This is a genomic window from Saccharothrix saharensis, assembly GCF_006716745.1.
Taxonomy (GTDB): Bacteria; Actinomycetota; Actinomycetes; order Mycobacteriales; family Pseudonocardiaceae; genus Actinosynnema; species Actinosynnema saharense.
Genome location: NZ_VFPP01000001.1, coordinates 831686 through 853395 on the forward strand (window position 1 = coordinate 831686; position 21710 = coordinate 853395).

Annotated in this window: 21 protein-coding genes; 14 read left to right on the forward strand and 7 right to left on the reverse strand. The window is 73.5% G+C overall.

Translation table 11 applies throughout. The features are described 5' to 3' along the window. Positions 1-49: 49 nt before the first annotated feature. Positions 50-646, reverse strand: a complete 597-nt coding sequence (locus FHX81_RS03055; protein ID WP_141975103.1) for a short chain dehydrogenase — start codon at positions 644-646, stop codon at positions 50-52. A 70-nt stretch (positions 647-716) separates the two neighbouring features. Between FHX81_RS03055 and FHX81_RS03060 the strand changes: the two genes are divergently transcribed. The 4 genes from FHX81_RS03060 (at position 717) to FHX81_RS03070 (ending at position 4265) form a co-directional block, all read left to right on the forward strand. Beyond that, a complete protein-coding gene (locus FHX81_RS03060) occupies positions 717-1577 on the forward strand; it encodes a LysR family transcriptional regulator (protein WP_141975104.1) in 861 nt (286 codons plus the stop codon). A 102-nt stretch (positions 1578-1679) separates the two neighbouring features. Beyond that, entirely contained in the window at positions 1680-1802 is a 123-nt protein-coding gene (locus FHX81_RS42565; protein WP_281291713.1) for a hypothetical protein, read from the forward strand. A gap of 148 nt (positions 1803-1950) precedes the next feature. Further along, complete coding sequence (locus FHX81_RS03065) at positions 1951-3792, forward strand: ABC transporter ATP-binding protein (protein ID WP_141975105.1); 1842 nt, start codon at positions 1951-1953, stop codon at positions 3790-3792. A gap of 125 nt (positions 3793-3917) precedes the next feature. Then, positions 3918-4265, forward strand: coding sequence for an HIT family protein (locus FHX81_RS03070; protein ID WP_141975106.1), 348 nt, complete (start codon positions 3918-3920; stop codon positions 4263-4265). Here the strand turns inward: FHX81_RS03070 and FHX81_RS03075 are convergent. Then, on the reverse strand, positions 4262-5080 hold the full coding sequence (locus FHX81_RS03075) for a hypothetical protein (protein ID WP_246108220.1): 819 nt from the start codon (positions 5078-5080) through the stop codon (positions 4262-4264). The genes FHX81_RS03070 and FHX81_RS03075 overlap by 4 nt on opposite strands. 857 nt (positions 5081-5937) lie before the next feature. On the opposite strand from FHX81_RS03075, the gene FHX81_RS03080 reads away from it, so the two are divergent. Continuing rightward, positions 5938-6990, forward strand: coding sequence for a magnesium and cobalt transport protein CorA (locus FHX81_RS03080; protein WP_141975108.1), 1053 nt, complete (start codon positions 5938-5940; stop codon positions 6988-6990). 38 nt (positions 6991-7028) lie between these two features. Then, entirely contained in the window at positions 7029-7292 is a 264-nt protein-coding gene (locus FHX81_RS03085; protein ID WP_141975109.1) for a hypothetical protein, read from the forward strand. 86 nt (positions 7293-7378) lie between these two features. Here the strand turns inward: FHX81_RS03085 and FHX81_RS03090 are convergent, their stop codons facing one another. Beyond that, positions 7379-7906 carry an endo-1,4-beta-xylanase gene (locus tag FHX81_RS03090; protein ID WP_246107596.1) on the reverse strand — a complete coding sequence of 176 codons (528 nt, stop codon included), beginning with the start codon at positions 7904-7906 and terminating at the stop codon, positions 7379-7381. Positions 7907-8037: 131 nt separating this feature from the next. Here FHX81_RS03090 and FHX81_RS03095 point away from each other — a divergent pair, with 131 nt between their 5' ends. Next, entirely contained in the window at positions 8038-9180 is a 1143-nt protein-coding gene (locus FHX81_RS03095) for a carboxylate-amine ligase (protein WP_141975110.1), read from the forward strand. Here the strand turns inward: FHX81_RS03095 and FHX81_RS03100 are convergent, their stop codons facing one another. Then, on the reverse strand, positions 9181-9528 hold the full coding sequence (locus tag FHX81_RS03100; RefSeq protein WP_141975111.1) for a hypothetical protein: 348 nt from the start codon (positions 9526-9528) through the stop codon (positions 9181-9183). 157 nt (positions 9529-9685) lie between these two features. Between FHX81_RS03100 and FHX81_RS03105 the strand changes: the two genes are divergently transcribed. Then, the gene (locus FHX81_RS03105) at positions 9686-10090 is read left to right on the forward strand and encodes an ATP-binding protein (RefSeq protein WP_141975112.1); all 405 of its coding nucleotides are present in this window, start codon (positions 9686-9688) and stop codon (positions 10088-10090) included. Between the two features lie 134 nt (positions 10091-10224). Here FHX81_RS03105 and FHX81_RS03110 read toward each other — a convergent pair whose 3' ends face one another. The 3 genes from FHX81_RS03110 to FHX81_RS03120 all read right to left on the reverse strand — a co-directional run bounded on the left by FHX81_RS03110 (position 10225) and on the right by FHX81_RS03120 (position 16533). Next, positions 10225-10617: a hypothetical protein gene (locus FHX81_RS03110; RefSeq protein ID WP_141975113.1), complete on the reverse strand. Its 393-nt coding sequence runs from the start codon at positions 10615-10617 to the stop codon at positions 10225-10227. Between the two features lie 86 nt (positions 10618-10703). Next, positions 10704-14972, reverse strand: coding sequence for a hypothetical protein (locus FHX81_RS03115; RefSeq protein ID WP_141975114.1), 4269 nt, complete (start codon positions 14970-14972; stop codon positions 10704-10706). Positions 14973-15207: 235 nt separating this feature from the next. Further along, entirely contained in the window at positions 15208-16533 is a 1326-nt protein-coding gene (locus FHX81_RS03120; RefSeq protein WP_141975115.1) for a pectate lyase, read from the reverse strand. Positions 16534-17088: 555 nt separating this feature from the next. Between FHX81_RS03120 and FHX81_RS03125 the strand changes: the two genes are divergently transcribed. The 6 genes from FHX81_RS03125 to FHX81_RS03145 all read left to right on the forward strand — a co-directional run bounded on the left by FHX81_RS03125 (position 17089) and on the right by FHX81_RS03145 (position 21647). After that, entirely contained in the window at positions 17089-17532 is a 444-nt protein-coding gene (locus tag FHX81_RS03125; RefSeq protein ID WP_141975116.1) for an RrF2 family transcriptional regulator, read from the forward strand. Then, complete coding sequence (locus FHX81_RS03130; protein ID WP_141975117.1) at positions 17529-17957, forward strand: group III truncated hemoglobin; 429 nt, start codon at positions 17529-17531, stop codon at positions 17955-17957. The genes FHX81_RS03125 and FHX81_RS03130 overlap by 4 nt, the downstream gene beginning before the upstream one ends. Beyond that, positions 17954-19477 (forward strand): PucR family transcriptional regulator, encoded by a 1524-nt coding sequence (locus tag FHX81_RS03135; protein ID WP_141975118.1) that lies wholly within the window; start codon positions 17954-17956, stop codon positions 19475-19477. The genes FHX81_RS03130 and FHX81_RS03135 overlap by 4 nt, the downstream gene beginning before the upstream one ends. 115 nt (positions 19478-19592) lie before the next feature. Then, positions 19593-20852 (forward strand): NAD(P)/FAD-dependent oxidoreductase, encoded by a 1260-nt coding sequence (locus FHX81_RS03140; protein WP_141975119.1) that lies wholly within the window; start codon positions 19593-19595, stop codon positions 20850-20852. Between the two features lie 6 nt (positions 20853-20858). Further along, on the forward strand, positions 20859-21023 hold the full coding sequence (locus FHX81_RS40275) for a hypothetical protein (RefSeq protein WP_170231846.1): 165 nt from the start codon (positions 20859-20861) through the stop codon (positions 21021-21023). A gap of 135 nt (positions 21024-21158) precedes the next feature. After that, a complete protein-coding gene (locus FHX81_RS03145) occupies positions 21159-21647 on the forward strand; it encodes a GreA/GreB family elongation factor (RefSeq protein WP_141975120.1) in 489 nt (162 codons plus the stop codon). Positions 21648-21710 lie beyond the last annotated feature (63 nt).

The following is a 21710-nucleotide window of genomic DNA, read 5'->3' on the forward strand; positions in this document are numbered from 1 at the left end:
CCGTGGAACACCAGCCTATGGCCGCGCGGAGACCTCCTCCAAACCGGTCCTACAGCGCGTACACCTGACCGGTCTGCGCGCCTTCGACCGACCGGACGTAGGCCTGGGCCGCCTTCGCCACGTCGACCGCCTCCATGCCGGTGAACAGGTTGCCGTAGGCCGCCAGGCTCTCGGTGAACACGGTCGGGCTCACGGCGTTGACGCGCTGCGGCGCGATCTCGATCGCCGCGGCCCGGACGAACGCCTCCACCGCGCCGTTGGCCAGCGACGCGGCGGTGCCGGTCACCACCGGTTCGCGCGTCAGCACGCCCGTGATCAGGGTGAACGAGCCCCGTTCGGCGATCCGGCCGACGCCCTGCCGGACGAGCTCGACCTGGCTCGCGACCTTGCCCCGGAACGCGTCCAGGTACTGCTGCGGGGTCATCTCGGTGATCTTCCGCCACGGCACGCTGCCGGCCGCGCACGCCACCGCGTCCACCCGGCCGACCCGCTCGTACAGCTCGGTGACCTGTTCCGGTTCGGTGAAGTCCAGTCGCAGGTCGCCGGCCGACCGCCCGACCGTGACGACGTCGTGGCCGCGGGCGGTGAGTGCGCTGTGGACCGCGGTGCCGAGGGTGCCACCGGCACCGATCAGAACAATCTTCATGGCGATCACGCTAGAGCCGATCCGCACCGCCCGCGAAATGCCGATTGCGCAGCACTTATGCTCTGCGGTTATGAACGTGGAGTTGCGGCACCTGCGGGCGTTCGCGGCGATCGGCGACCAGGGCACGATCACCGGCGCGGCCGCCGCGTTGCGCATCAGCCAACCCGCGCTCTCCCGCACCCTGGACCAGTTGGAGCGCAGGCTGGGTGCCCGGTTGGTCGAGCGCACGACCCGCAGCCTGGCGCTGACCGAGGCCGGCACCCGCCTGCTCGCCCGCACCCGCCGCGTCCTGGCCCAGGTGGACGACGCGTTGGCCGAGGTCACGGCCGGTCCGCGGGAACTGCGCGTGGGGTTCGCGTGGGCCGCGCTCGGCCGGCACACGGTGCCGTTGCTGCGGGGCTGGCGCGACGCGCGGCCCGACACCGAGGCGCGGATGCTCCGCCTGGACGACCCGGAGACCGCGCTGCGGCACGGCGGGATCGACGTGGCGTTCGTGCGCTCGCCGCACAAGCCGGACCCCGACCTCGCCTCGGTGGACCTCTACCGCGAACCGCGGGTGGCCGCCGTGCCCGAAGATCACCCGTTCGCGTCAGCACCGGGTGTGCGGCTGGTCGAGCTCGCCGACCGACCCGTCGTGTTCTGCGCCGCCGCGTGCAGCTCCAGCGCCGCGCTGTGGCCGGTCGGGCAGCGTCCCGCGACCATCGACGTCGCCAACACCGACGAGTGGCTGACCGCCATCGCCACCGGTGACGCGGTCGGCGTCACCGCCTCGGCGACCGCGCACAGCCACCCGCACCCCGCCGTCCGCTACGTGCCGATCACCGACGGCGGGTCCGTGGCGGTGCGGATCGTGTGGCCGCGCGCCGCGACGCACCCGGCCACCGACGCGTTCCGCGAGCACGCCCGTGCCCTGCTCGCGGACCTGGGCTGACGCCGCGAGGCCGTGGTCCGGGCCTGCCACGGCAGACCGGTGACGCCCTCGTCCCGGAACGGCTGCTCGACCGGCGGTCGCCTACCGGCTTTCCCCGCCCCGGTGGGGCGCACTGCGGTGGCGGCGCGGGGCCGGCAAGGCGCGCTGGTGGACTGGGCCGAGCACGGCACGGCGCCGGCGACCCTGCTCGCCGTGGCGTCCGACTACCGCCGCGCCCGCGGCTGATCCCGATGCACGGTGATCTCCGCCGGAATTTGGCGGCACATAAGCACATTCGCCCGCCGGAACCGGCGCGGCGGTGTTTATTCGATCGCCGTCACCCGGTCCGGTGCGGCACCATCGGCGACGCCAAGGTGCCCCCGGAAGGAGTCGGATGGCTGCGCCAAGGTCCGGAAAACCCGTCAACAACCGCAAAAAGGCGGTGTTGCTCGTCCTGCGCCTCTACGGCCGGGAATTGAGGCGGCACCGCTTCCTCGGCGTGGGCGCGCTCGTGCTGCCCGCGCTGGGCAACACCTGTCTGCTCTACCTGGCGCCGCTGGCGATCGGCGCGCTCGCGGGCCGCCTCGCCGACAGCGACAACGCCGATTTCGCCACCGTGCTGCCGTACCTGCTCGCGTTCGCCGGTCTCGCGCTGTTCGCCGAACTGCTGTGGCGCATCGGCGTCCACTGCCTCAACCGCACCGACGGGCGCGGCATCGAGCACCTGTCGGTGTTCGGGGTCGACGCGCTGCTGGGCAAGGACGCCGCGTTCTTCCACGACAACTTCGCCGGGTCGCTCACCAAGCGGGTGCTGAGCTTCGCGTCGCGCTTCGAGGAGTTCGTGGACACGGTGGCGTTCCGGATCGTCGCCAACCTGGTACCGCTCGGCTTCGCGTGCGTCGTGCTGTGGACCTACCACCCGCTGCTCGTCGTGGTCCTGCTCGGCCTGATCGCCGTCACGGCTCTCGTGGTCGCGCCGCTCATCCGCCGTCGCCAGCGCCTGGTCGACGAGCGCGAGGCCGCCTACGCGCGGGTGTCCGGCCACGTCGCCGACACGCTGGCGAACATGGAGACCGTGCGGGCGTTCGCCGCCGAGGACCGCGAGAGCGCCGAGCACCGCACCCGCACCGCCGAGACCAGGGTGCTGGCGCTGCGGTCCTGGGACTACGGCAACCTGCGCATCGACACCGTGGTCGCGCCGCTGTCCGTGCTGACCAGCGTGCTCGGCCTCGCGGTCGCGGTCGGGGTCAGCGGGGGTCTCGGCGTGGAGGCGATCGTGGTGACGTTCACCTACTTCAACAACGCCACGCGGATCATGTTCGAGTTCAACCAGATCTACCGGCGGTTCGAGAGCGCGCTCACCGAGGCCGCGCAGTTCACCGAGCTGCTGCTGGAAGAGCCGACCGTGCTCGACCCGGAGGATCCGGAGCCGTTGCGGCCCGAGGATTCCGGGGTCCGGTTCGACGGCGTGGTGTTCGCGCACGGCGGCGGCGATCCGCTGTTCGCCGGGCTGGATCTCGACATCCCGGCGGGCGCGCGGGTCGGGTTGGTCGGCCGCTCCGGCGGCGGCAAGACCACGCTCACCCGGTTGCTGCTGCGGCTGATGGACGTGGACGGGGGCCGCATCCTCATCGGCGGCCAGGACATCGCCCGGATGCGCCAGGCCGACCTGCGCAGCCTGATCGCGTACGTGCCGCAGGACCCGGCCATGTTCCACCGGACGTTGCGCGAGAACATCGCCTTCGCCCGGCCGGACGCCTCCGACGCGGACATCCTGCGCGCGGCCCGTGCGGCGCACGTGACGGAGTTCGCGGACGGGCTGCCCGACGGGTTCGACACGATGGTCGGCGAACGGGGCATCAAGCTGTCCGGTGGGCAGCGGCAACGGGTCGCGCTGGCCCGGGCCATCCTGCGCGACGCGCCGGTGCTGCTGCTGGACGAGGCGACCAGCGCGTTGGACTCGGAGAGCGAGGTGCTGGTCCAGGACGCGCTGTGGCGACTGATGGAGGGCCGCACGGCGCTCGTCGTGGCCCACCGCCTGAGCACCGTGGTGGGCATGGACCGGTTGATCGTCCTCGACCGCGGCCGGATCGTCGAACAGGGCACGCACGCCGAACTGCTCGACGCGGACGGCGCCTACGCCAGGCTGTGGCACCACCAGTCGGGCGGCTTCCTGGACGAGACGGCGTCCGACGACCACCCGGCTCCGGTGGGCGCGGAACCGTCCCGGGCCTGACCGACCGCGCCGGCCGGGTCCGCGTGGACCAGCGAGCCGAAGCGGGCCGTGTCGCCCGTTTCCCACCGCCCCGGGAAACGGGCAACACCTGGTCACGGCCTGCCGACCCGGCCAGGGTTGACACCATGACCTGCGTCTTCTGTCTCATCGTGGCCGGTGACGCGCCGGCTGACGTGCGCCGTTCCTGGCCCGACGCGGTGGCGATCCGGCCGGACACCGGCGGCGTCCACCCCGGTCACCTGCTGGTCCTGCCGCGCGTGCACGTGCCCGACGTCGGCACCGACTCGGTGGTGACGGCGGCGGTGATGGCCCGCGCGGCAGAGCTGGCGGCCGAGCTGCCCGACGCGAACGTGATCACCTCGAAGGGCGTGCACGCCACCCAGAGCGTCCGGCACCTGCACGTGCACGTCGTGCCGCGCGCGGAGGGTGACGACCTGCCGCTGCCGTGGACACCGCGGCAGCGGCGGCGCTAGCGGGTGGCCTGGAACTCCTCGAACAGCTCGGGGATGTAGGCGAACAGCAGGTCGACCGTGCTGAACGCGCCGTTGACCGGATCCAGTTGCGCGTAGGCGTAAGCCATCTCCGAGCCCTTGCGGGACGGTGTGGACTCGCGGACGTCGGTCAGCCAGTCGACGAACGGCACGCGGCGCAGGATCAGCACCGGGTTGAGCAGCGCGCCGTAGATCAGGAGCAGGTCCAGCACGACCGGGCGGTTGCGCAGGGACCAGCGGTAGAACTCGGAGAACAGGAAGAACCGGCGTTCCACGGCGGTCGGTCGCAGCCCGTGCAGCTGCTCGGCCATCGCGACACCGTGCTCGGTCGAGGCCTGCTCGGCTTCGCTCCACGCCCGGTCGTGCTCGTTGCGGACGGTCAGCTCACCCCGGTGCAGCCGTGACAGGTAGGCGGCCCACCGGGCCGAGCCCGGGTTGCCGTAGCCGTCCGTCGACCGGCCCAGCGCGAGCGCGACGCCGCGTTCGATCCCCTCCAGGATCGCCGCGTCGACGTGCGAGATCCAGGTGCCCGGCGTGCCGAGCCCGTGGTCGTGGAAGAACGCGAGGACGCCCTCGATGTTGCGCCAGCGGTCCGGCGCACCCAACCCGGCGGCGGGACCGCTCTGCACCAGGCGCAGGAACTCCAGCCGCTGGGCCACCGTCATCCGGTCGATCTCGGCGGCCGTGCACTCCAGCGACGTCGCGCACTCCCCCGGCGACCGGACCACCGCCATCGCCGGGACGGGCGCCACCAACCCCGCCACCAGCGCCAGCACCACAACCCACGCGGATCGCATCACACCGGGCAACTTAACCCGACCGTGCGGCTCCGGTCCCGGAAAACCACCCGTTCAGGTCCGTGACGCTTCGGGGGCCGGCCGGAGGAAGCCGGTCGCCCAAACCGCCACGGCACCGGCCGCGCAGACGGCGAGCGCGACGAGCATCGGACCGTCCGCACGCCGTCGACCGCCCAACCGAGCAGGGCCGGCGCCTTCGGCACGAACGCGTGCCGGGTCCGCGCCCCGAAGCCGCCGGGACCGGAGTGGGGCACGTCCGGGATGACCACTCCCGTCAGCACGTCCGCCGGGACGATGGCCGGGAACGACGCCTCCCGGCCGAGGGCCCGGCCCATCAGGGTGCCGATCGGCACGCCGAGCGCGGTGGCGACGGCCGTGCCGCCGAAGGACGGACGAGATCGCCCTGCCCGTCCGCTCCGGCGGCATCATGCCCGCGTCCACCGCGAAGGCCGTGCCGATGAACGGGCCTCGCAGCGCACTTGGTGGTGAGGGCGGTCCCGGGGAGCTCGGCGCTGCTGATCACGAACGAGCCGAAGAACAGCGCGGTCAGCGCCAGGGTGGTTCGCGACCGGCTCAGGCCTGGCCGCGGGGTCGAGGTCCTGGGCACTTCCCCGGTTCGGTTCCGACGTGTCGCCGACGGCCGGCAACGCTCCCCAACACCGCGGTCGACAAGCCGGGCGTGAGCGCGCCCGGAACCGGGGAAGCCCAGGCCAAGGCCGCCGCACAACCACCGAGCACGTCCGGCCGCGCGGGACGTGCACCCCGACCCGGGCACCCTCGCGGCCCCGAACCGGCGATTCGAACGCGCATTCGCTCCCACCACCCGTCAGGGGCTCGGGTGCGGCAGGATCACCGGCATGGTGAGCGCTGCCGCCGATGGCGTCCCCGATCCGGTCGACGACCGGAAGCAGGACGCGGTGGTGGCGTGCGCCGTCTACGTGGACGGTGTGCGGCTGCCCGGCGACCGGTCCCCCGCCGCCGCCGCCGCCGAGGTCCGCACCCGGGGCACGGGTTTCGTGTGGGTCGGCCTGTTCGAGCCGGACGAGGAACGCATCCGCGACGTGGCCGAGGCGTTCGGGCTGCACGAGCTGGCCGTCGAGGACGCGGTGCACGCACACCAGCGCCCCAAGCTCGACCGCTACGACGGCAACCTGTTCATGGTGCTCAAGACCCTGCGGTTCATCGAGCACGACTCGCCGACCACGGCGCACGAGATCGTGGAGTCCGGCGAGATCATGGTGTTCCTCGGCCGCGACTACGTCGTCACGGTCCGCCACGGGCACCACTCGGAGCTGGGCGACGTGCGCCGTCAGCTGGAGGCCGACCCGCAACTGCTGGCCGCCGGACCCGCGATGGTGCTGCACGAGATCGCCGACCGCGTGGTGGACGGCTACGGCGAGGTGATCGAGGCCTTCCAGGGCGACATCGACCTGGTCGAGACCGCGGTGTTCGCGCCGCGCAGCGAGCTGAGCGTCGAGCAGATGTACCTGGTCAAGCGGGAGATCATGGAGCTGCGCCGGGCCGTCGTGCCGCTCGCGGGGCCGCTGCGCAAGCTGAGCGACGGCTCCTGCGGCCCGCTGGTGCCCGACGTGGTGCGCTCCTACTTCCGCAACGTCGACGACCACCTCACCGCCGCCGCCGAACGGGTCGCCGCGTTCGACGAGGTGCTGACGACGCTGGTCGACGCGACCCTGGCCAAGGTGTCGTTGCAGCAGAACAACGACATGCGCAAGATGTCCGCGTGGGTGGCGATCATCGCCGTGCCCACCATGGTGGCGGGCACCTACGGCATGAACTTCGACCACATGCCCGAGCTGCGCTGGAGGTACGGCTACCCGCTGGTGGTGGCGGTGACCCTGGCCGTGTGCGTGGGGCTGTACCGGCTGTTCAAGCGCAACCGGTGGCTGTGACGGACGCGGCGGGTCGGGGGCACGGCAGTATGGACGGCATGATGCGGCAGTTCCCCGCCAAGGACCGGCCGGGCAGGGACGCCTGGCTCGGACCGATCTCGCTGTGCCTCGCCCTGCTGAGCTGGCCGATCCCGGCGGGCGGCCCGGTGCTCGCGCTGGGCGCGGTGGCCTGCGGCGTGCGCTCGATGACCACCAGGACCGAGTACCGCCTGGACTGGACGGCGGTCGCGGGCACGTGCGTCGCCGCCCTGCAACTCCTGCTGTCGCTCATGCTGTTCGCCATGTCCGCCGGAGGTCATTAGGCGGACCCCGGGCCGCGACCCGACCGTCGGCTGAACCGTGCGGGAGGTCCGGCGAGCAGCGCCGGACCTCCCGCACCGTCACGGCGTCAGCCGACGCGGCACGCCAGGCTGGGCCAGTTCCAGTTGCCCCCGTGCTGGATGGTGAAGCCGAACACGTTGCCGCTGCCGTTGGGACGGGCGGTCATCACGTTGCCCGAGCTGTCCCAGGTGGCGCTGGTGTTCCACGTGGCGATGATCTTCTGCGGCGAGCTCACCGTCACCGTGACGACCCAGTTGTCGGTGCCCGTGACGGTCACCTGGCCGTTGAAGCGGTCACTCCAGTTCGTGCCCTCCGAGTACGTCGCGGTACAACTGCCGCCGGGCGGGTTGGTGGTCGTCGTAGTGCTGGTCGTTGTGGTGGACGTCGGCACGACACCGCCGTTGAGGGCGTTCAGGGTCGAGGTGTAGGCGGCCTTCTTGTTGCCCGAACCGTCGAACAGCAGCGGGGTGCCCGAGGCACGCCACGAGTCGGTGTCGCGGATGCCCCAGACGGTGATGCCGGTGCAGCGGGCGACGGCGAGGCAGGCCTTGACGACACGTTCGTAGTTGGCCGTTCGGCAGTACTGGCCGAGCACTTGAGCAATCCCAGACGGCTTCACCTGATCGGACTAGCGCATCCGGCCGGGAGGCACGGCCGCGGGGAGGGGTTGGTACATCCGATCAGGGGTATCCCACCGCCCTGGTCGAACAGCCCCCGGAGGCGGCGATGGGCAGTCTGGCAGGCGCGCAGGCTCCGACGCTCGGAGTCGAGGAAGAGTTCCTGCTGGTGGACGCCCGGACCGGGGCACCCGTGCCGCGCGGCCGGGAGGTGGTCGAGGCGGCCAACGCGCGGTTCGGCGTGGACCTCGACGTCGAGCTGGTCCAGGCGCAGGTGGAGACCCGCACCCCGATCTGCCACGACCTCGCCGACGTGCGTCGACAGCTCCTCGGCCTGCGCCTGGTCGCCGCCGAGGCCGCGCACGCGCTCGGCCTCCGCCTGCTGGCCGTGGGCGCGCCGCCCGTCGGCGGGCCGGACCTGCCGACCGACGCCGAGGACCGCTACCGCGCGCTCGCCGAGGACTACCGGCTGCTCGCCGCCGAGCAGTCCATCTGCGGCTGCCACGTGCACGTCGCCGTGCCGGACCTGGAGACGGCGGTGCAGGTGTGCAACCACGTGCGGCTGTGGCTGCCGGTGCTCGCGGCGGTCACCGCGAACTCCCCCTTCGCCCACGGCCTGGACACCGGTTACGCGAGCTGGCGGTCGGTGGTGTGGTCGCGGTGGCCGAGCGCGGGCCCGCCGCCGCACTTCGAGTCGGCGGCGCACTACGAGTCCACTTGCGACATGCTGCTCGACTGCGGCGCGGCCCGGGACCGGCGGATGATCTACTGGGACGTCCGGCCGTCCGCGCACCTGCCGACCGTGGAGGTCCGGGTCGCCGACGTCGCCGCCACTGTGGACGAAGCGGTGCTGCTGGCCGCGTTGGTGCGCGCGCTCGTCACGACCGCGCTGGCCGACCTCCGGCGCGGTCTGCGTGCGTCGCCCGTGCCGGTGGAGGTGTTGCGCGCCGCCACGTGGCGTGCCGCGCGGGACGGCATGGCCGGGCAGTCCCTGGACGTCCTGTCCGGACGCCTGGTGCCCACCCGCATGTTGCTCGACCGGCTGCTGCACCGCGTCCACGACCAGCTCGACGACGTCGACCTCGTGCGCGGGCTGCTGTCCACCCTGGACGCCGAAGGCGGTGGCGCGGATCGGCAACGGCGCGCGTTCGCCCGCGCGGGCCGGATGTCCGACGTGCTGGACCGGCTGGCCCGCGACACGTTGTCCGGCTCGGAGACGTGGACCGGCGGGCCGTTCCGCCGCAGCGCCTGATCAGCCGCCGTCCGGCCCGGCGCGGGCGAGGCGGAACAACGCGGCCCGACCGGCGAGCAGGAAGACCCGGGCGGCCTGGACGTCGCCGGAGGCGGCTTGGTCGTCCGCGTCGCGCAGGAAGCCCAGCGCGGCCGACACCGGACCGTTCGGCGTGCGGTCCGCGAGGTCCCGCAAGCGGTCCAGCACCGGGGCGACGGTCGCCGCGTAGCCGGTGAGCACCCGGTTGATCTCCTGCCGGGCGTCGGCGTGCCGGGGATCGAGGCGCAGCACCGCCTGCACCGCGCAGTCGACGGCGACCCGCAGCACGGCGACCGGATCGCCCTCCACCTGGACCTTGTGCTCGCTCACGAAGAGCCAGGGTAAATCACGATCCGTGACACGGCATGCGCTCACCGCGTCCGGAGGACGGGATGTGTGCACTTGCCACGTCCGGGGTACCCGGTGGCGCCAAGGGCCGTTTTGAACAGACAGGGCGGCTGGACCGCTCGCACTGGGGGAACGGCCCATGACTCAGTCGGACCACGCACTCGCGGCCAGGATCAGCGTCGACCTCAACACGTCGGTGCCGCCGTTGGCGCAGATCCGGCAGTGGCTGGCGACCATCCTGGCCGACCTGGCCGAGGACGTGCTGCAAGACCTGATGCTCGTGTGCACCGAGCTGGTGTCCAACGCCTACGACCACGCCGGCGCGCCGCGCCGGTTGCGCGTGCACCGGGCGCGCGACCGCGACTCGCTGCGGATCGAGGTGGACGACGGCAGCCCGGACCGCCTGCCGGTGGCCGGGGCGTCACGCCTGGGCTCGTTCCGCGGCCGCGGCCTGATCATGGTGGACACCCTGTCGCGCAGGCAGTGGGGCACCCACCTGAGCGACGGCGGCAAGACGGTGTGGGCCGAGCTGCCGCTGTCCTGACCACCGGGCCTGGGGGAAGTCGGCCCGGTCGGCGAGCCGCCGTGAGGCGTCGGACACGGCGGACGGGATGACCTCCGAGCCTTTCGGCCGTCATGGCGTCCCACCGTGCAACAACGTTGCACGACGCGGCGGTCTCAGAAGCTGTCGCCCTCGGTCAGCTCGTGCTCGAACCGGTCGGCGGCCGCGACCAGCAACATCAGCGGCCGTTCGAACTCCTCGCGCACGCTCAGGTCCTCCAGCGGCACGGTGTGCTTGAGCAGCGCGACGTCGTCCACCACGGCGGCACCGCCGACCGCCGACGTGCCCGCGAGCTGGAGCAGCCGCTTCAGGTCGATCGCGTCGGCCCGACCGACGGGCGAGGAGATCTCGACCCACGCCACGCCGTCGGACTCCGGCACGTGGTGCACCGAGACCTGCTGGGTCCGGTCCTGGCCCAGGTCGAGCCGGAAGCGCAGCCAGCTGTCGGTCTCCTCCAACACCTCGTACCGCGTCCGGACATAGTTGATCACGTCGATCCAGCTGGTCACCGTCGTTGCCCCTCGCCCTGCTCACGCCACGCCGCCCGGTCGCTGCACACGGTATCGGAACTCGTCCGCGCCGCCGGGGAGATCGCTCAGGAGCCGATCAGCACGCCGTCGACCTCGGCGGGCGCGGTGCCGTCCGGTGACACGCAGGCCAGCCCTCGGCGGACCGCGTCGACCACCCGGTCGGCCACCTCCGGGCCGAACGCGGCCACCAGCGGACGGGCGGCGTGCTCCAGCAGCGCCATGGCCCGTTCCCAGTTCTCCGGCACGGTCTCGGCGAGCAGGCGCAGCGCGACCGCCGGGTGCTGCCGGAGCAGCACCGGGAACAGGTTCAGCAGCACCTCGTCCTGCTCCACCCGGCTGAACGGGTCGGCGGGCAGCCGCCGCGCCTCGGCCAGCAACCCGACCGGGTCGACCAGGTGGCCGAGCGCCAGCGAGGCGGCGAACGGCAGCAGCGCCACGACGCGCTGGGCGCCGCGGCCCTCGGTCGCGGCGACGACCTCGGCGGCGAGCCGTTCGACCCGCTCGTGCCCCGGCCACAGCTCGGCGGCGAGCGCGACCAGCCCGGCCGCCGCCGGCAGGCGCTCGCCGGGCAGCAGGCCGCGCACCCGTTCGGTGAACGCCGCACCGGCCGGCCCGTCGGTCGCCGAGACGAGGTCGACCACTGCCGCGTACACCGGGTGTTCGATCCTGATCGCGCCGGCGCGGTGCCGTTCCGGCGATCGGCGGAACTCGTGCAGCGCCACCGCAGCGCGCGCTACCTCCAGCAGGGGGTCCTCGCCGGCCGGCGGCGGTGCCACGGTGAGCGCCTTCTCGTGCATGTCCCGGAACACCGGGAACGGCTCGACGCCGTGCCGCACGCTGTCCACGTACGCGGCCGACGCGAAGGCGCCGAACGACAACTGGAAGGCGTACCGGAGGAACCCGGTGCCGGCGGCCGTGAGCAACGCCATGCCGGGATCGGCCTCGTACGGGATCAGGCGCAGCGCGGCTTCGAACCGGGCTCGGTGGTCCGGGCGGACGTAGGCGAACGCGTAGGGGTCCTGGTCCTCGGCCGCCCACTCGTAGCGCGGGATGAAGGCCAAGGACTCGTTGAACGAGTCCCAGAGGCGCCCGGCGGCCTCGTCCAGACCGGCGTGGACGGCCGACCGGAACAGCGAGGCGATCGCGACCGCCCGTTCGCCGCCGTCGGTCAGCGCGTTGACCAGCGCCGCGGCGAGCGACAGGTCCCGCTCTCCGACGACCTCGGCGAACACGCGGACGGTGCGGGCCAGTCCGTACGGGTTGCCCGTCGACCACGAGCCGGGGGTCATGGCGCGGATGACGTCGGCCGGGTCGCGGTGGAAGCGCCGCTCGCTGAGGAACTGCCAGTCGCGCGTGTGGTTCATCAGGTACGGCAGGTGTTCGAACGCGTCCTGGGGCGCCCGCGGCCGGTCGGCGTGCGGGCCGTCGACCGGGAAGTACGGGCCGAGCCGGGGCCCGTCCACGAGCGGCGGCGGGAGTTCCGCCGACCGCAGCACGCCGTCCAGGATCGAGCGCGCGGTGTCGGCGTCGCCCACGTCGAGCCGGCGGTGCGCCACGCGGGCCAGGGTCGTGTACCGGTCGTGGCCGGACTCGGACCACCCGACGCCGGCCAGCTCACCGGCGACCGCGACCGCCCGGTCCGGGTCGTGACCGGCCAGTTCCACCGCGACGGTGTCCAGGTGCGACTCGCGGAAGATCCGGCTGATCCCGCCGTCGCCCGCACCCGCGGGACCGATCATGGCGTACGCGCGGTCGACCATCCGCCGCGCTTGGTCCGGGTCGAACCGGGCGACCACCGTGCTGACCCGCACCACCGTCCACACCGTGGTGCTCCAGGCGAGCACCCGGTCGAGCACGGCGACGGCCCGGCCGAGGTCGCCCAGCTCCACCCACAGCGCCGCCGCGCGCAGGAACGCGTCCTCGACGATGCCGTTCAGCTCGGCGGTGTCCACCCGGCCCAGCAGCGCCCGGACGGTCGCGTCGTCGTGCCCGACCAGTTCGGCGGCGGCCCGGACCAAGCCCTTGGTCACCTCGTTCGGGTCGTCGGCGGAGTGGTCGACTTCGGCCCGCAGCGCGGCGAAGTGCCGTGCGCGGTCGTCCGATGCCACGGCCAGCCGCGCGCGGGCGCGCAACCGGTCGACGATCGGCGCGTCGGGCAGGCTCTCCTCCGCCGCCCGCAGCAACTCCGGCACGTCGGCCGGCTCGGTCCGCGCGGCGAGGTCCAGCCACGCGCCGGCGCGGTCGGCGCGGATCGACGTGACCAGCTCACGGGCACGGGCCGGGTCGGCGGCGGCCGCGGCCGCGAGGTAGAGCGGGTCCGGCTCCTCGGGCCGGCCGTCGGCACGTTCCCACAGCCGCAGCGCGCGGCGCAGGTCGTGCGGCGCGAGCAACCGGGCGGCCCGCTTCAGCGGGTGCCGGCTCTCCCCCTCGGCGCCGCCGTCCCCGGCCTCGTGCGGCGGCACGGTCAACGCCGTCTCCACGACCAGCTCCAGCAGTTCCGGGCGGTGCTCGGCCATCGCGGCCGCCGCCTCGAACTGCTCCAACGACGGCGGCAGCGCGGCCAAGTGCTCCAGCGCTTCGTCGGTGCGGCCGAGCCGTGCCATCAGCCCGAGCACGGCCGGCGCGAGGGTCCGCCCGCCGCGCAGCACCTGGCGGCGCACCACGCCGAGGTACAGGGTGGTCGGGAGGCCGGTGGCCACCGGGGACCGCGTCACGACCCGGTCCGTGACGAGGTCGAGCAGCCGCAGGAAGTGGCGGTCGGAGCCGAGCCTGGCGCGGACCGCGCGGCGCAGCCCGCCGCAGACCAGCCCGACCGCGTCGTCGGCCACCGCGTCGCGGCAGCGGACGGCGTGCTCGGCGAGCTGGACCAACCCGTAGCGGTCCACGGCGGACCAGTCGACGTCGGCCCAGGACGCCGCCGTGCCGCGGTAGTGCCGCACGATCCGCTCGTGCCACTCCAGGGCGTCCACGGCGTGGTCCGGGTGCCGCGTCCCGGCCAGGAACTCGCCGATCGAGGCGTGGTAGAACGCCACCCGACCGTCCCGCTCGTCCAGCAGCCAGCGCAGCCGGGCCAGCACGTTGCGCACCGCGCGCGGCCACACCCGGATGCCGGCGAGCGCGGTCAGCTCCTCGACCGCCAGGGGCTCGCGCGCCACGGTGAGCAGGCCGAGGATCGGCTGGCCGACGCCTTCCCACGCGGGCGTCAGCGTGTCGGCGGGACCGGTCGGGTCACGGATCTCCAGCATCCTGAGCCGGTCCAGGTCGGCGTGCAGGGTCGCGACGAAGAACGCGTACAGCCCGCCGAGGCCGGGCGGGAGGTCGGCCGAGGCGAGCAGCGCGGCCACCAGATCCGGGTCGTCGCCCGCGGCCGCGGCGTCGTCCAGCGCCCGTGCGTAGGTCGCCAGGTAAAGGAAGTTCCCGGCGGCCTTGCCGACCGCGTCCCGGCGCACCTGCTCCGGGTCGCGGCCGGCGGCCACCGCGGCGCGGGTGACGGCCGGCGTGCCCAACGCCCGCTCGGCGTAGCCGGCCAGGTCTTCGACCACCTCGCGGGACGCGGGGTCGATGGCGATCTCGTGCAGCCGGCCCGCCCGCGCCGACCGGAGCGGTTCGAGCACGGCGTGCGGCCGGGAGCTGAGCACGAAGCGCACGTTGCGGGGCAGTCGCGGGCCCCGGGCGAGCCAGTCCAGCAGGCCCGCCCGTTCGACGGCGAGCTCGTCCAGCGCGTCGACCAGCACCACGATCCGGGCGTCCGGGTCCTCGGCCGCCAGCACCTCGGCCGGGCCGATCAGCGCGAGGTGGGCCAGGTTGTCCGGTTCCAGCAGCCTCGGTTCCAGGTTCGCGGTGCCGATCTCGACGCCGCTGACGCTGCCCGAGACCGTGCCGGTGACGCGCTGTTCCAGGGTGAGCGTCGCGGTGCGGTGGAACGGCGAGGCGGTCAGGTCCCCGATCCGGATGCCGACCGCGCGGCCGCCGGCCCCGACGGCGTCCACGTGCTGGCGGACCACGATCTCCAGGCGGTCCCGCGCGAAGATCTCCGGCCGTCGGCGGGCGAGTTGGTGGCCGATCGACAGCAGGAACGACGCGACGTCCCCGCCGGCGAGCGCGGTCCGGCTGTCCCGCCGGACGAAGTAGCGCAGCCAGTCCGGGTGCGCGTCGGCCAACCCGGCCAGCAGGCTGGTCTTGCCCGCGCCGGGCTCTCCGGTGACCAGCGCGTAGCGGCTCTCGTCGTCGGCCAGGGCCCGTTCGACCCGCTCGTGCAGCCAGTCGCGCCGGACGAAGTCAGCGCCGGTGCGGTCGCGCACCACATCCTCGAACGGCCGGGTCTCGGCGTCCATCCGGCGGCTAGCTCCCGGCTCGGACAGCGGTGACGTGGCCGGGTAACGGCTCGGGCATCACACCTCGCTTCGCGGCTCGCCCCGGGTGGGCCGCGTCGCAGTGTAGTCACCCGGTGACGCGCCGGTGACCGGTTCGCGGGATCGACCACGTCGGGATCGGGCCGGGCGGGGACGACGCGCGCACGGCGGCGGGGCCGCGACCGGTGGTCGCGGCCCCGCCCACGAACCGTCGTGCCTAGCGCCAGGTGATGTCGGACGGGGAGTAGAAGCAGTTCCTGCCGTCCGCGCCCTCACCGATCTTCTTGGGCTCGGAGCCCTTCGGGACGCCCTGGTACTTCTCGCAGATCACCGCACTGCCGTAGACCGTGATGCGGGAGAAGCGAGCGGTGTCGCCCCAGTTGGTGTTGATGCCCGCCAGCGCCTTGGTCGACCGCGCCGTGACACCGTCCATCACCACGTGCCGCTGGTAGGACGTGGCGCAGTTGCCGCACGCCCGGTACAGCTTGCCCGCGCCGTTGACCTGGAAGTTGCGGATGGTCAGCGTGCCCGCGCCGTTGTGCTGGAACACCTTGTCCGACGCCGACTTCGCGCCGCCGCCGTCGACCAGGTACTGGGCCGAGGAGCTGGAGGACTTGAACGTCGCCGCGTCCTCGCCCACGTCGTTCCACCACACGTTGCGGATGGTGCAGGAACCCTCGCAGTGGATGCCGTCACCCGCGGGCGCGTCGATGATCACGTTCTCGATCGTGCCGCCGTTGGACACCACGAACATCGGGTCCTGGCTCTCGCCCTGACCACCGTCGCCGATGCCGTAGTACTTCTTCATCCCGCCGTTGAAGTACGTGCCCACGTTGCGCGTCGTGGTCTGGTGCACGCTGCCCGTGTCGGACGGCCACGGACCGCTGCCGTCACCGCCACCGGGGTTGCCCGTGGTGGTGGTCGTGGTGGTGGTGCGCGACGTGGTCGAGGTCGACGTGGTGGTCGACGTCGGGCCGCCGCTGGTGGGCGTGAACGTCCACTGCTTGGTGGCGACGCTGTCGCAGGAGTTCTGCTGCACCAGCGCGCCGGCGGAAGTGGAGTTGTCCTGGGTGTTCATGCACTTGCCACCGTTGTTGTTGACCACCCGGTAGTTGCTGCCGCCGGCGGTCGGCGACCAGGTCTGAGTGGCGGTGCCCGCGCACGACTGCTGCTCGATCGCCTTGCCCGCCGACGTGGACGCGTCCCGCACGCCGAGGCAGAGACCGGCCGCGGACGTGATCTTGAACCCGCCGCTGACGGAGGTCAGCGTCCACGCCTGGCCGCCGCCGCCGCACGAGGCCTGCTGGAGCTGCACGCCGCTCGCCGCGCTCGCGTTGGGCACCGTCAGGCACAGGCCGCTGCCCGCGTTCTTGATCGTGTACGTGCCCGCGCCGACCGCCGCGTCCGCCGGCGTCGCGCCGGGCCAGGCGAGCAGGCCGGCGGCCAACGCCGTGGCGCCCGCCGCCGCGGCCAGGCTCAGGCGCCATCGTGTGCCACGCGATGGTGCGGGTCGCGTGGATCGACGGTGATCCGCTGTGCTCATCAACACTCCACTTCTCACTTCCCAAGACCGCCGAGGTCAGCCGTCCCGGATTCCGACAGCACGTTTCCCGAAGCTCGAATGGCGAGAGCGGGAAATCAGGGAAACCGCTTTCCCAGCGGATGTTAGAGGCTGCGGAACCACCAGGTCAACGACGGTTTTTTCGACACCGTCCGACACCGGTGTCGAATTCTGTCGAACGCCGAGGTAATCGCCGGTCGAGGTGATCACCACCAAGTGCGGGGCAAATGCGGCCGGTCATATTCGTGAACAGAATCGGCCCGCCCGGGTCACACTCGTGAACAAAAGGTCAGGCAATGAACGATTGCGGGTTCAACCCCGGCCTTCCCGCTCGGGCATCTCCGCGCCGCACCGGGGGCACACCGCCCGCGCCGGCCCCTCGTCCAGGGCACCGCACTCCGGGCACACCCGCGACAACCAGCACACCGGGTCCCCGACCGGCTCCGGGCGACCGCTCTCCTCGGACTCCACGTCGCCCCCAGCCTGGTCCGACCCTGAACAGGAATGCAGAATACCGCTTTTGCTACGGTCGCCACCATGCACCTGATCCGGTCCACGGACATCGCGCTGCGCGTGGTGATGCTCCTGGCCACCGACGGCGGTCGGCTCACCGTCGACCAGCTGTCCGACGCGCTCGACGTGCCGCGCCACCACATGGCCAAGGTCGTGCAGCGCCTCCAGCGGCACGGATTCGTGGCCACCGCGCGCGGCCGGACCGGGGGCGTCGGGGTGCCGCCCACGACGCTGGACACCTCCGTCGGCGCCGTCGTGCGGGCGTTGGAGGGCGACCGCGAGGTGGTGGACTGCGACGGGCCGCCGTGCCCGTTGCGGGGCGGCTGCCACCTGCGCAGCGCGCTGCGCACGGCTCAGCTCGCGTTCCTCGCCGTGCTGGACGACGTCACGGTCCGGGCGCTGGTCGCCGAACCCGCCGGTCCCGTGCTGCTCGACCTCGTGCCGCGCCGGACCGGGCCCCTCCCGTGAGCCGCGACCTGACCGGCCGGGAGGACGCGCTGGCGGTGGTGACCGAGTTCTACCGGCGGGCGTTCGAGGACGCGCTGCTCGGTCCGGTCTTCCGGGACGTGGCCCGGCTCGACCTCGCCACGCACCTGCCGGTGATCGCGGACTTCTGGGCCACCGTGCTGTTCCGCGCCGGCACGTACCGCCGCAACCTGCTGCGCGTCCACCTCGACCTGCACGAGCGCTTCCCGCTGACGTCGGCGCACTTCACGCGGTGGCTCGGGCTCTGGGCCGATACCGTGGACGACCTGTTCGCGGGCGAGAAGGCGGACCTGGCGAAGTCGCAGGCGGAGCGGATCGCGTGGTCGATGATCCGCAGGCTGCGCCGTGGGGACGCGAGCGAACTGGTCACCATCCGCCGGCGGGACGAGGTCGAGGAGCAGCCGTGATCAGGTTGGACCGCCTGGTGAACGTGCTGGGCGGCTACGGCGTGCAGCTGGCGTGCTGCCCCGTGCCGCGGTCGACGGAGCTGCGCAGCGTGGTGATGCGCGAGACCGACGACGCGCGGGCGGTGGGCGGTGACGTGTTCCTCGCCGTCGGGGCCGAGTCGGTGGCGCAGGCCGTGGGGTGGGCGGCGACGGCGAAGGCGGCGGTCGTCCTGCTGCACGGCGAGGCCGAGCGGGAGGCGGCCGCGGTCGGCGAGGCGGAGGGCGTCGCCGTGATGCTGGTCGACCCGGCCGTGTCGTGGAGCCAACTGGCCGGCGTGGTCTACGGGCTGGTGCTGGAGGGCCGGGAGACCGAGTCGGGTCGCGGCCCGACGGACCTGTTCGCGCTGGCCGACAGCCTCGCGGGCGCGGTCGGCGGTTCGGTCACCATCGAGGACCGGCGGGCGCGGGTGCTGGCGTACTCCAGCTCGCAGCAGGGCGCCGACCCGGCGCGGCTGGAGACGATCCTGGGCCGGCAGGCGCCGCAACGGCTGCGGGACCTGTTCGACCGGCGTGGCGTGTCCGCGTACCTGGCCTCCTACGACGAGCCGCTGTTCGTCGAGGAGGACCCGGCGCACGGGCTGACCGGGCGCATGGTCGTCGCCGTGCGCGCCGGCCGGGAGCTGCTGGGGTCGGTGTGGGTCACCTGCGGTGTGCCGCTGACCGGCGCGCGGTGCACGGCGCTGGCCGACGGCGCCCGGACCGTAGCGCTGCACCTGCTGCGCTCACGCGCCAGCGCGGACCTGGAGCGGCAGGTTGAGTCGGACCTGGTGATCCGACTGCTGGAGGGCACGGCGGACGCCGCGACCGTGGTCAGCCGGCTCGGGTTGCCGCAGGGAGCGGCGCGGGTCATCGCGGTCCGGGCGCACATCGCCGCCGAGCGGCACGCCGCCCTCCTGCTCGCGTTCGACCGCGCCACCACCGGTTTCGGCTGGTCGCGGCCGGGCCGCAGCACGTTGTCCGGCACCACGCTCTACACCGTGCTGCCGGGCGAGCCGGTGGCCGCGGCGCGGGAGTGGGTGGCCGCCCTGCGGACCGCGCTGCCGGCGCAGGTGACGGTGACCGCCGGGATCGGCGGCACCGCCGCGGCGGCCGACCTGCCCGCGAGCCGGCAGGAGGCCGACGAGTGCCTGGCGCTGCACGAGGCGCGCCCGCCGGGCGCCGTGCCGCCCGCCTACGACGAGTCGTGGGACGACATCCTGCTGCAACGCCTGCGTGCCGCCGCGCGGGCCGGTCGCGCCCCGGCCCGCGGCCCGGTCGCCGACCTGCGCCGGCACGACCGCGACCACGCCACCCACTACGTACCGACGTTGCGCGCCTGGCTGGAGGCCCAGGGCGACCTCGCCCGGGCGGGCGAACGGCTGGGCGTGCACCCGAACACCATCCGCTACCGGCTGCGCAAGATGGTCGAGGTGACCGCGCTCGACCTGGACGACCCGCGCAAGCGGCTGGCGATGATCATCGACCTGGCCGCGTCCGACTAGCTGTCGGTTCCGGACAAGACCACCCACCCTGATTGTCGGCGACGGACAACAGCCTGGTGGTGCGACCGCGCGATGCTGGTTTCGACGAGCAGTTCGGGCTGGTGTGGAGGTGGTCATGGTCGACGTCGGGCGCAGCGACGGCGGGCCTCGGTCGGCGGTCGTGGTCGGCGCGGGCATCGTGGGCTTGTCGACCGCCTGGTTCCTGCAGGAGCGCGGCGTCGAGGTGACCGTGCTCGACCGCACGGGCGTGGCCGCGGGCGCGTCCTGGGGCAACGCCGGGTGGCTCTCGCCCGGCCTGACCATCCCGTTGAACGAGCCGTCCGTGCTGCGCTTCGGCCTGCGGTCGCTGCTCAACCCCTCCGCGCCGCTGCACATCCCGCTGTCGGCCGACCCGGGGCTGTGGTCGTTCCTGCTGCGGTTCGCCGCGCACTGCCGGTGGTCGTCGTGGACGCGGGCGGTGCGCGCCAACCGGTCGCTGAACGCCGAGTGCGTGGAGGCGTTCGACGTGCTGACCGCCAACGGTGTGGACGCGCCGACGGTCGACGCGCCGATCACCGCGGGCTTCGAGAACGCCCGGCAGGCGCAGGGGCTGCTGCACGAGCTGCGCCGGATGGCCGACGCGGGTCAGCCCGTCGAGCACGCCGAGCTCGACCGGGACCGGCTGCGCGACCTCGTCCCGCTCGCGTCGCCGGCGCTCACCGCGGGCGTGCGGATCGACGGCCAACGCCACCTCGACCCCGGAGCTTTCGTGCGGGCGCTGGCCCGGTCCGTGGAGGACCGCGGCGCGATGATCCGCGTGCTGGAGACGGTCGACGTCCACTCGCACGGCAGGGGCGTCACGGTGCGCACACGTCAGGGCGAGGTCGTCACCGCCGACGTCGCCGTGGTGGCCACCGGTGCGTGGCTGTCCCGGTTGGCGACGAAGTGGGGCGTGCGCGTCCCGGTGCGCGCGGGCCGCGGCTACTCGTTCACCGTGCCGGTGGACCACCCGGTGCCCGGTCCGGTCTACCTGCCCGCCGCACGGGTGGCGTGCACGCCGTACCAGGGCGCTCTCCGGGTCGCGGGCACGATGGAGTTCCGCGACCCGGACGCGCCCGGCGTGGTGGCGCGGCTGGAGGCGATCATCGCCTCGGCGCGACCGCTGCTGGACGGCGTGCGCTGGGAGGAGCGCCGTGACGTGTGGGTCGGCCCGCGCCCGGTCACGCCCGACGGCCGGCCGCTGATCGGCGAGGTGCGACCACCGGGCGTGTACGTCGCGGGCGGCCACGGCATGTGGGGACTGGCCCACGGCCCGATCACCGGGCGGCTGCTGGCCGAGCAGATCACCACCGGCAAGCAGCCCGACGCGTTGCGCGCGTTCGACCCGCTGCGGTGAGCGCGCGTGGAAGCCACCCGCGACCCGATCGACGGTGACGAACGCGCCGAGCTGCACTGGCTGCGCAAGGAGAACGCGTTCCTGCGCGTGCAGCTCGACGTGCTGACCGACATCGCCACCGGCTACGCCCGCGACGTCGACCGGATCCTCCGGCTGCGCGCGCGGGGCTGACCACGAACCAACCATCCCGTCCGAGGGGCCGGCGCAGCCGGACGCCCGGCACCGCGGACACCCGAGCCGTCAGGGCGGCCCGCACCTCCCCCGGCCGCCCTGACGGCACCCACCCACGAGCACCCGAAGGCCACCATGACCGACACCCGACCCCGGCGCACCTGGCTGACGCCGCACGCCCACCAGCGCCTGCGCGCCGAACTGGCCGAGCTGAACCGCACCGCCGGCGTCGCCGACGACCCCGCCGACCAGGACGACCGCGCCGCGCTGCGCCGGCAGCGCCAGGACCGCCTCCGCGAGATCCAGGACCTGCTCGCCAACGCGGTGGTGGGCGAGGACCCGCCCGACGACGGCATCGCCGAACCCGGCATGGTGCTCACCGTCCGTTACGACGACACCGGTGACACGGAGACGTTCCTGCTGGGCACCCGCGCCGCCGAGCACGGCGACATCGAGGTCTACTCGCCCGACTCGCCCCTGGGCACCGCGCTGACCGGTGCCCGTCCGGGTGAACAACGCGCCTACCGCGTCCCCGCGGGCGGCACCCTCCGCGTGACGCTGCTCGAAGCCGTCCCCTACGGCCGCCACCCCGCGATCTTCGACCGCACAGCGGCGACCGGCTGACGCCACCTCTCCGGCGGGGCGCGCCCGACCCGCCGGCAAGCTCGGAGTCGACCACGGCACCCG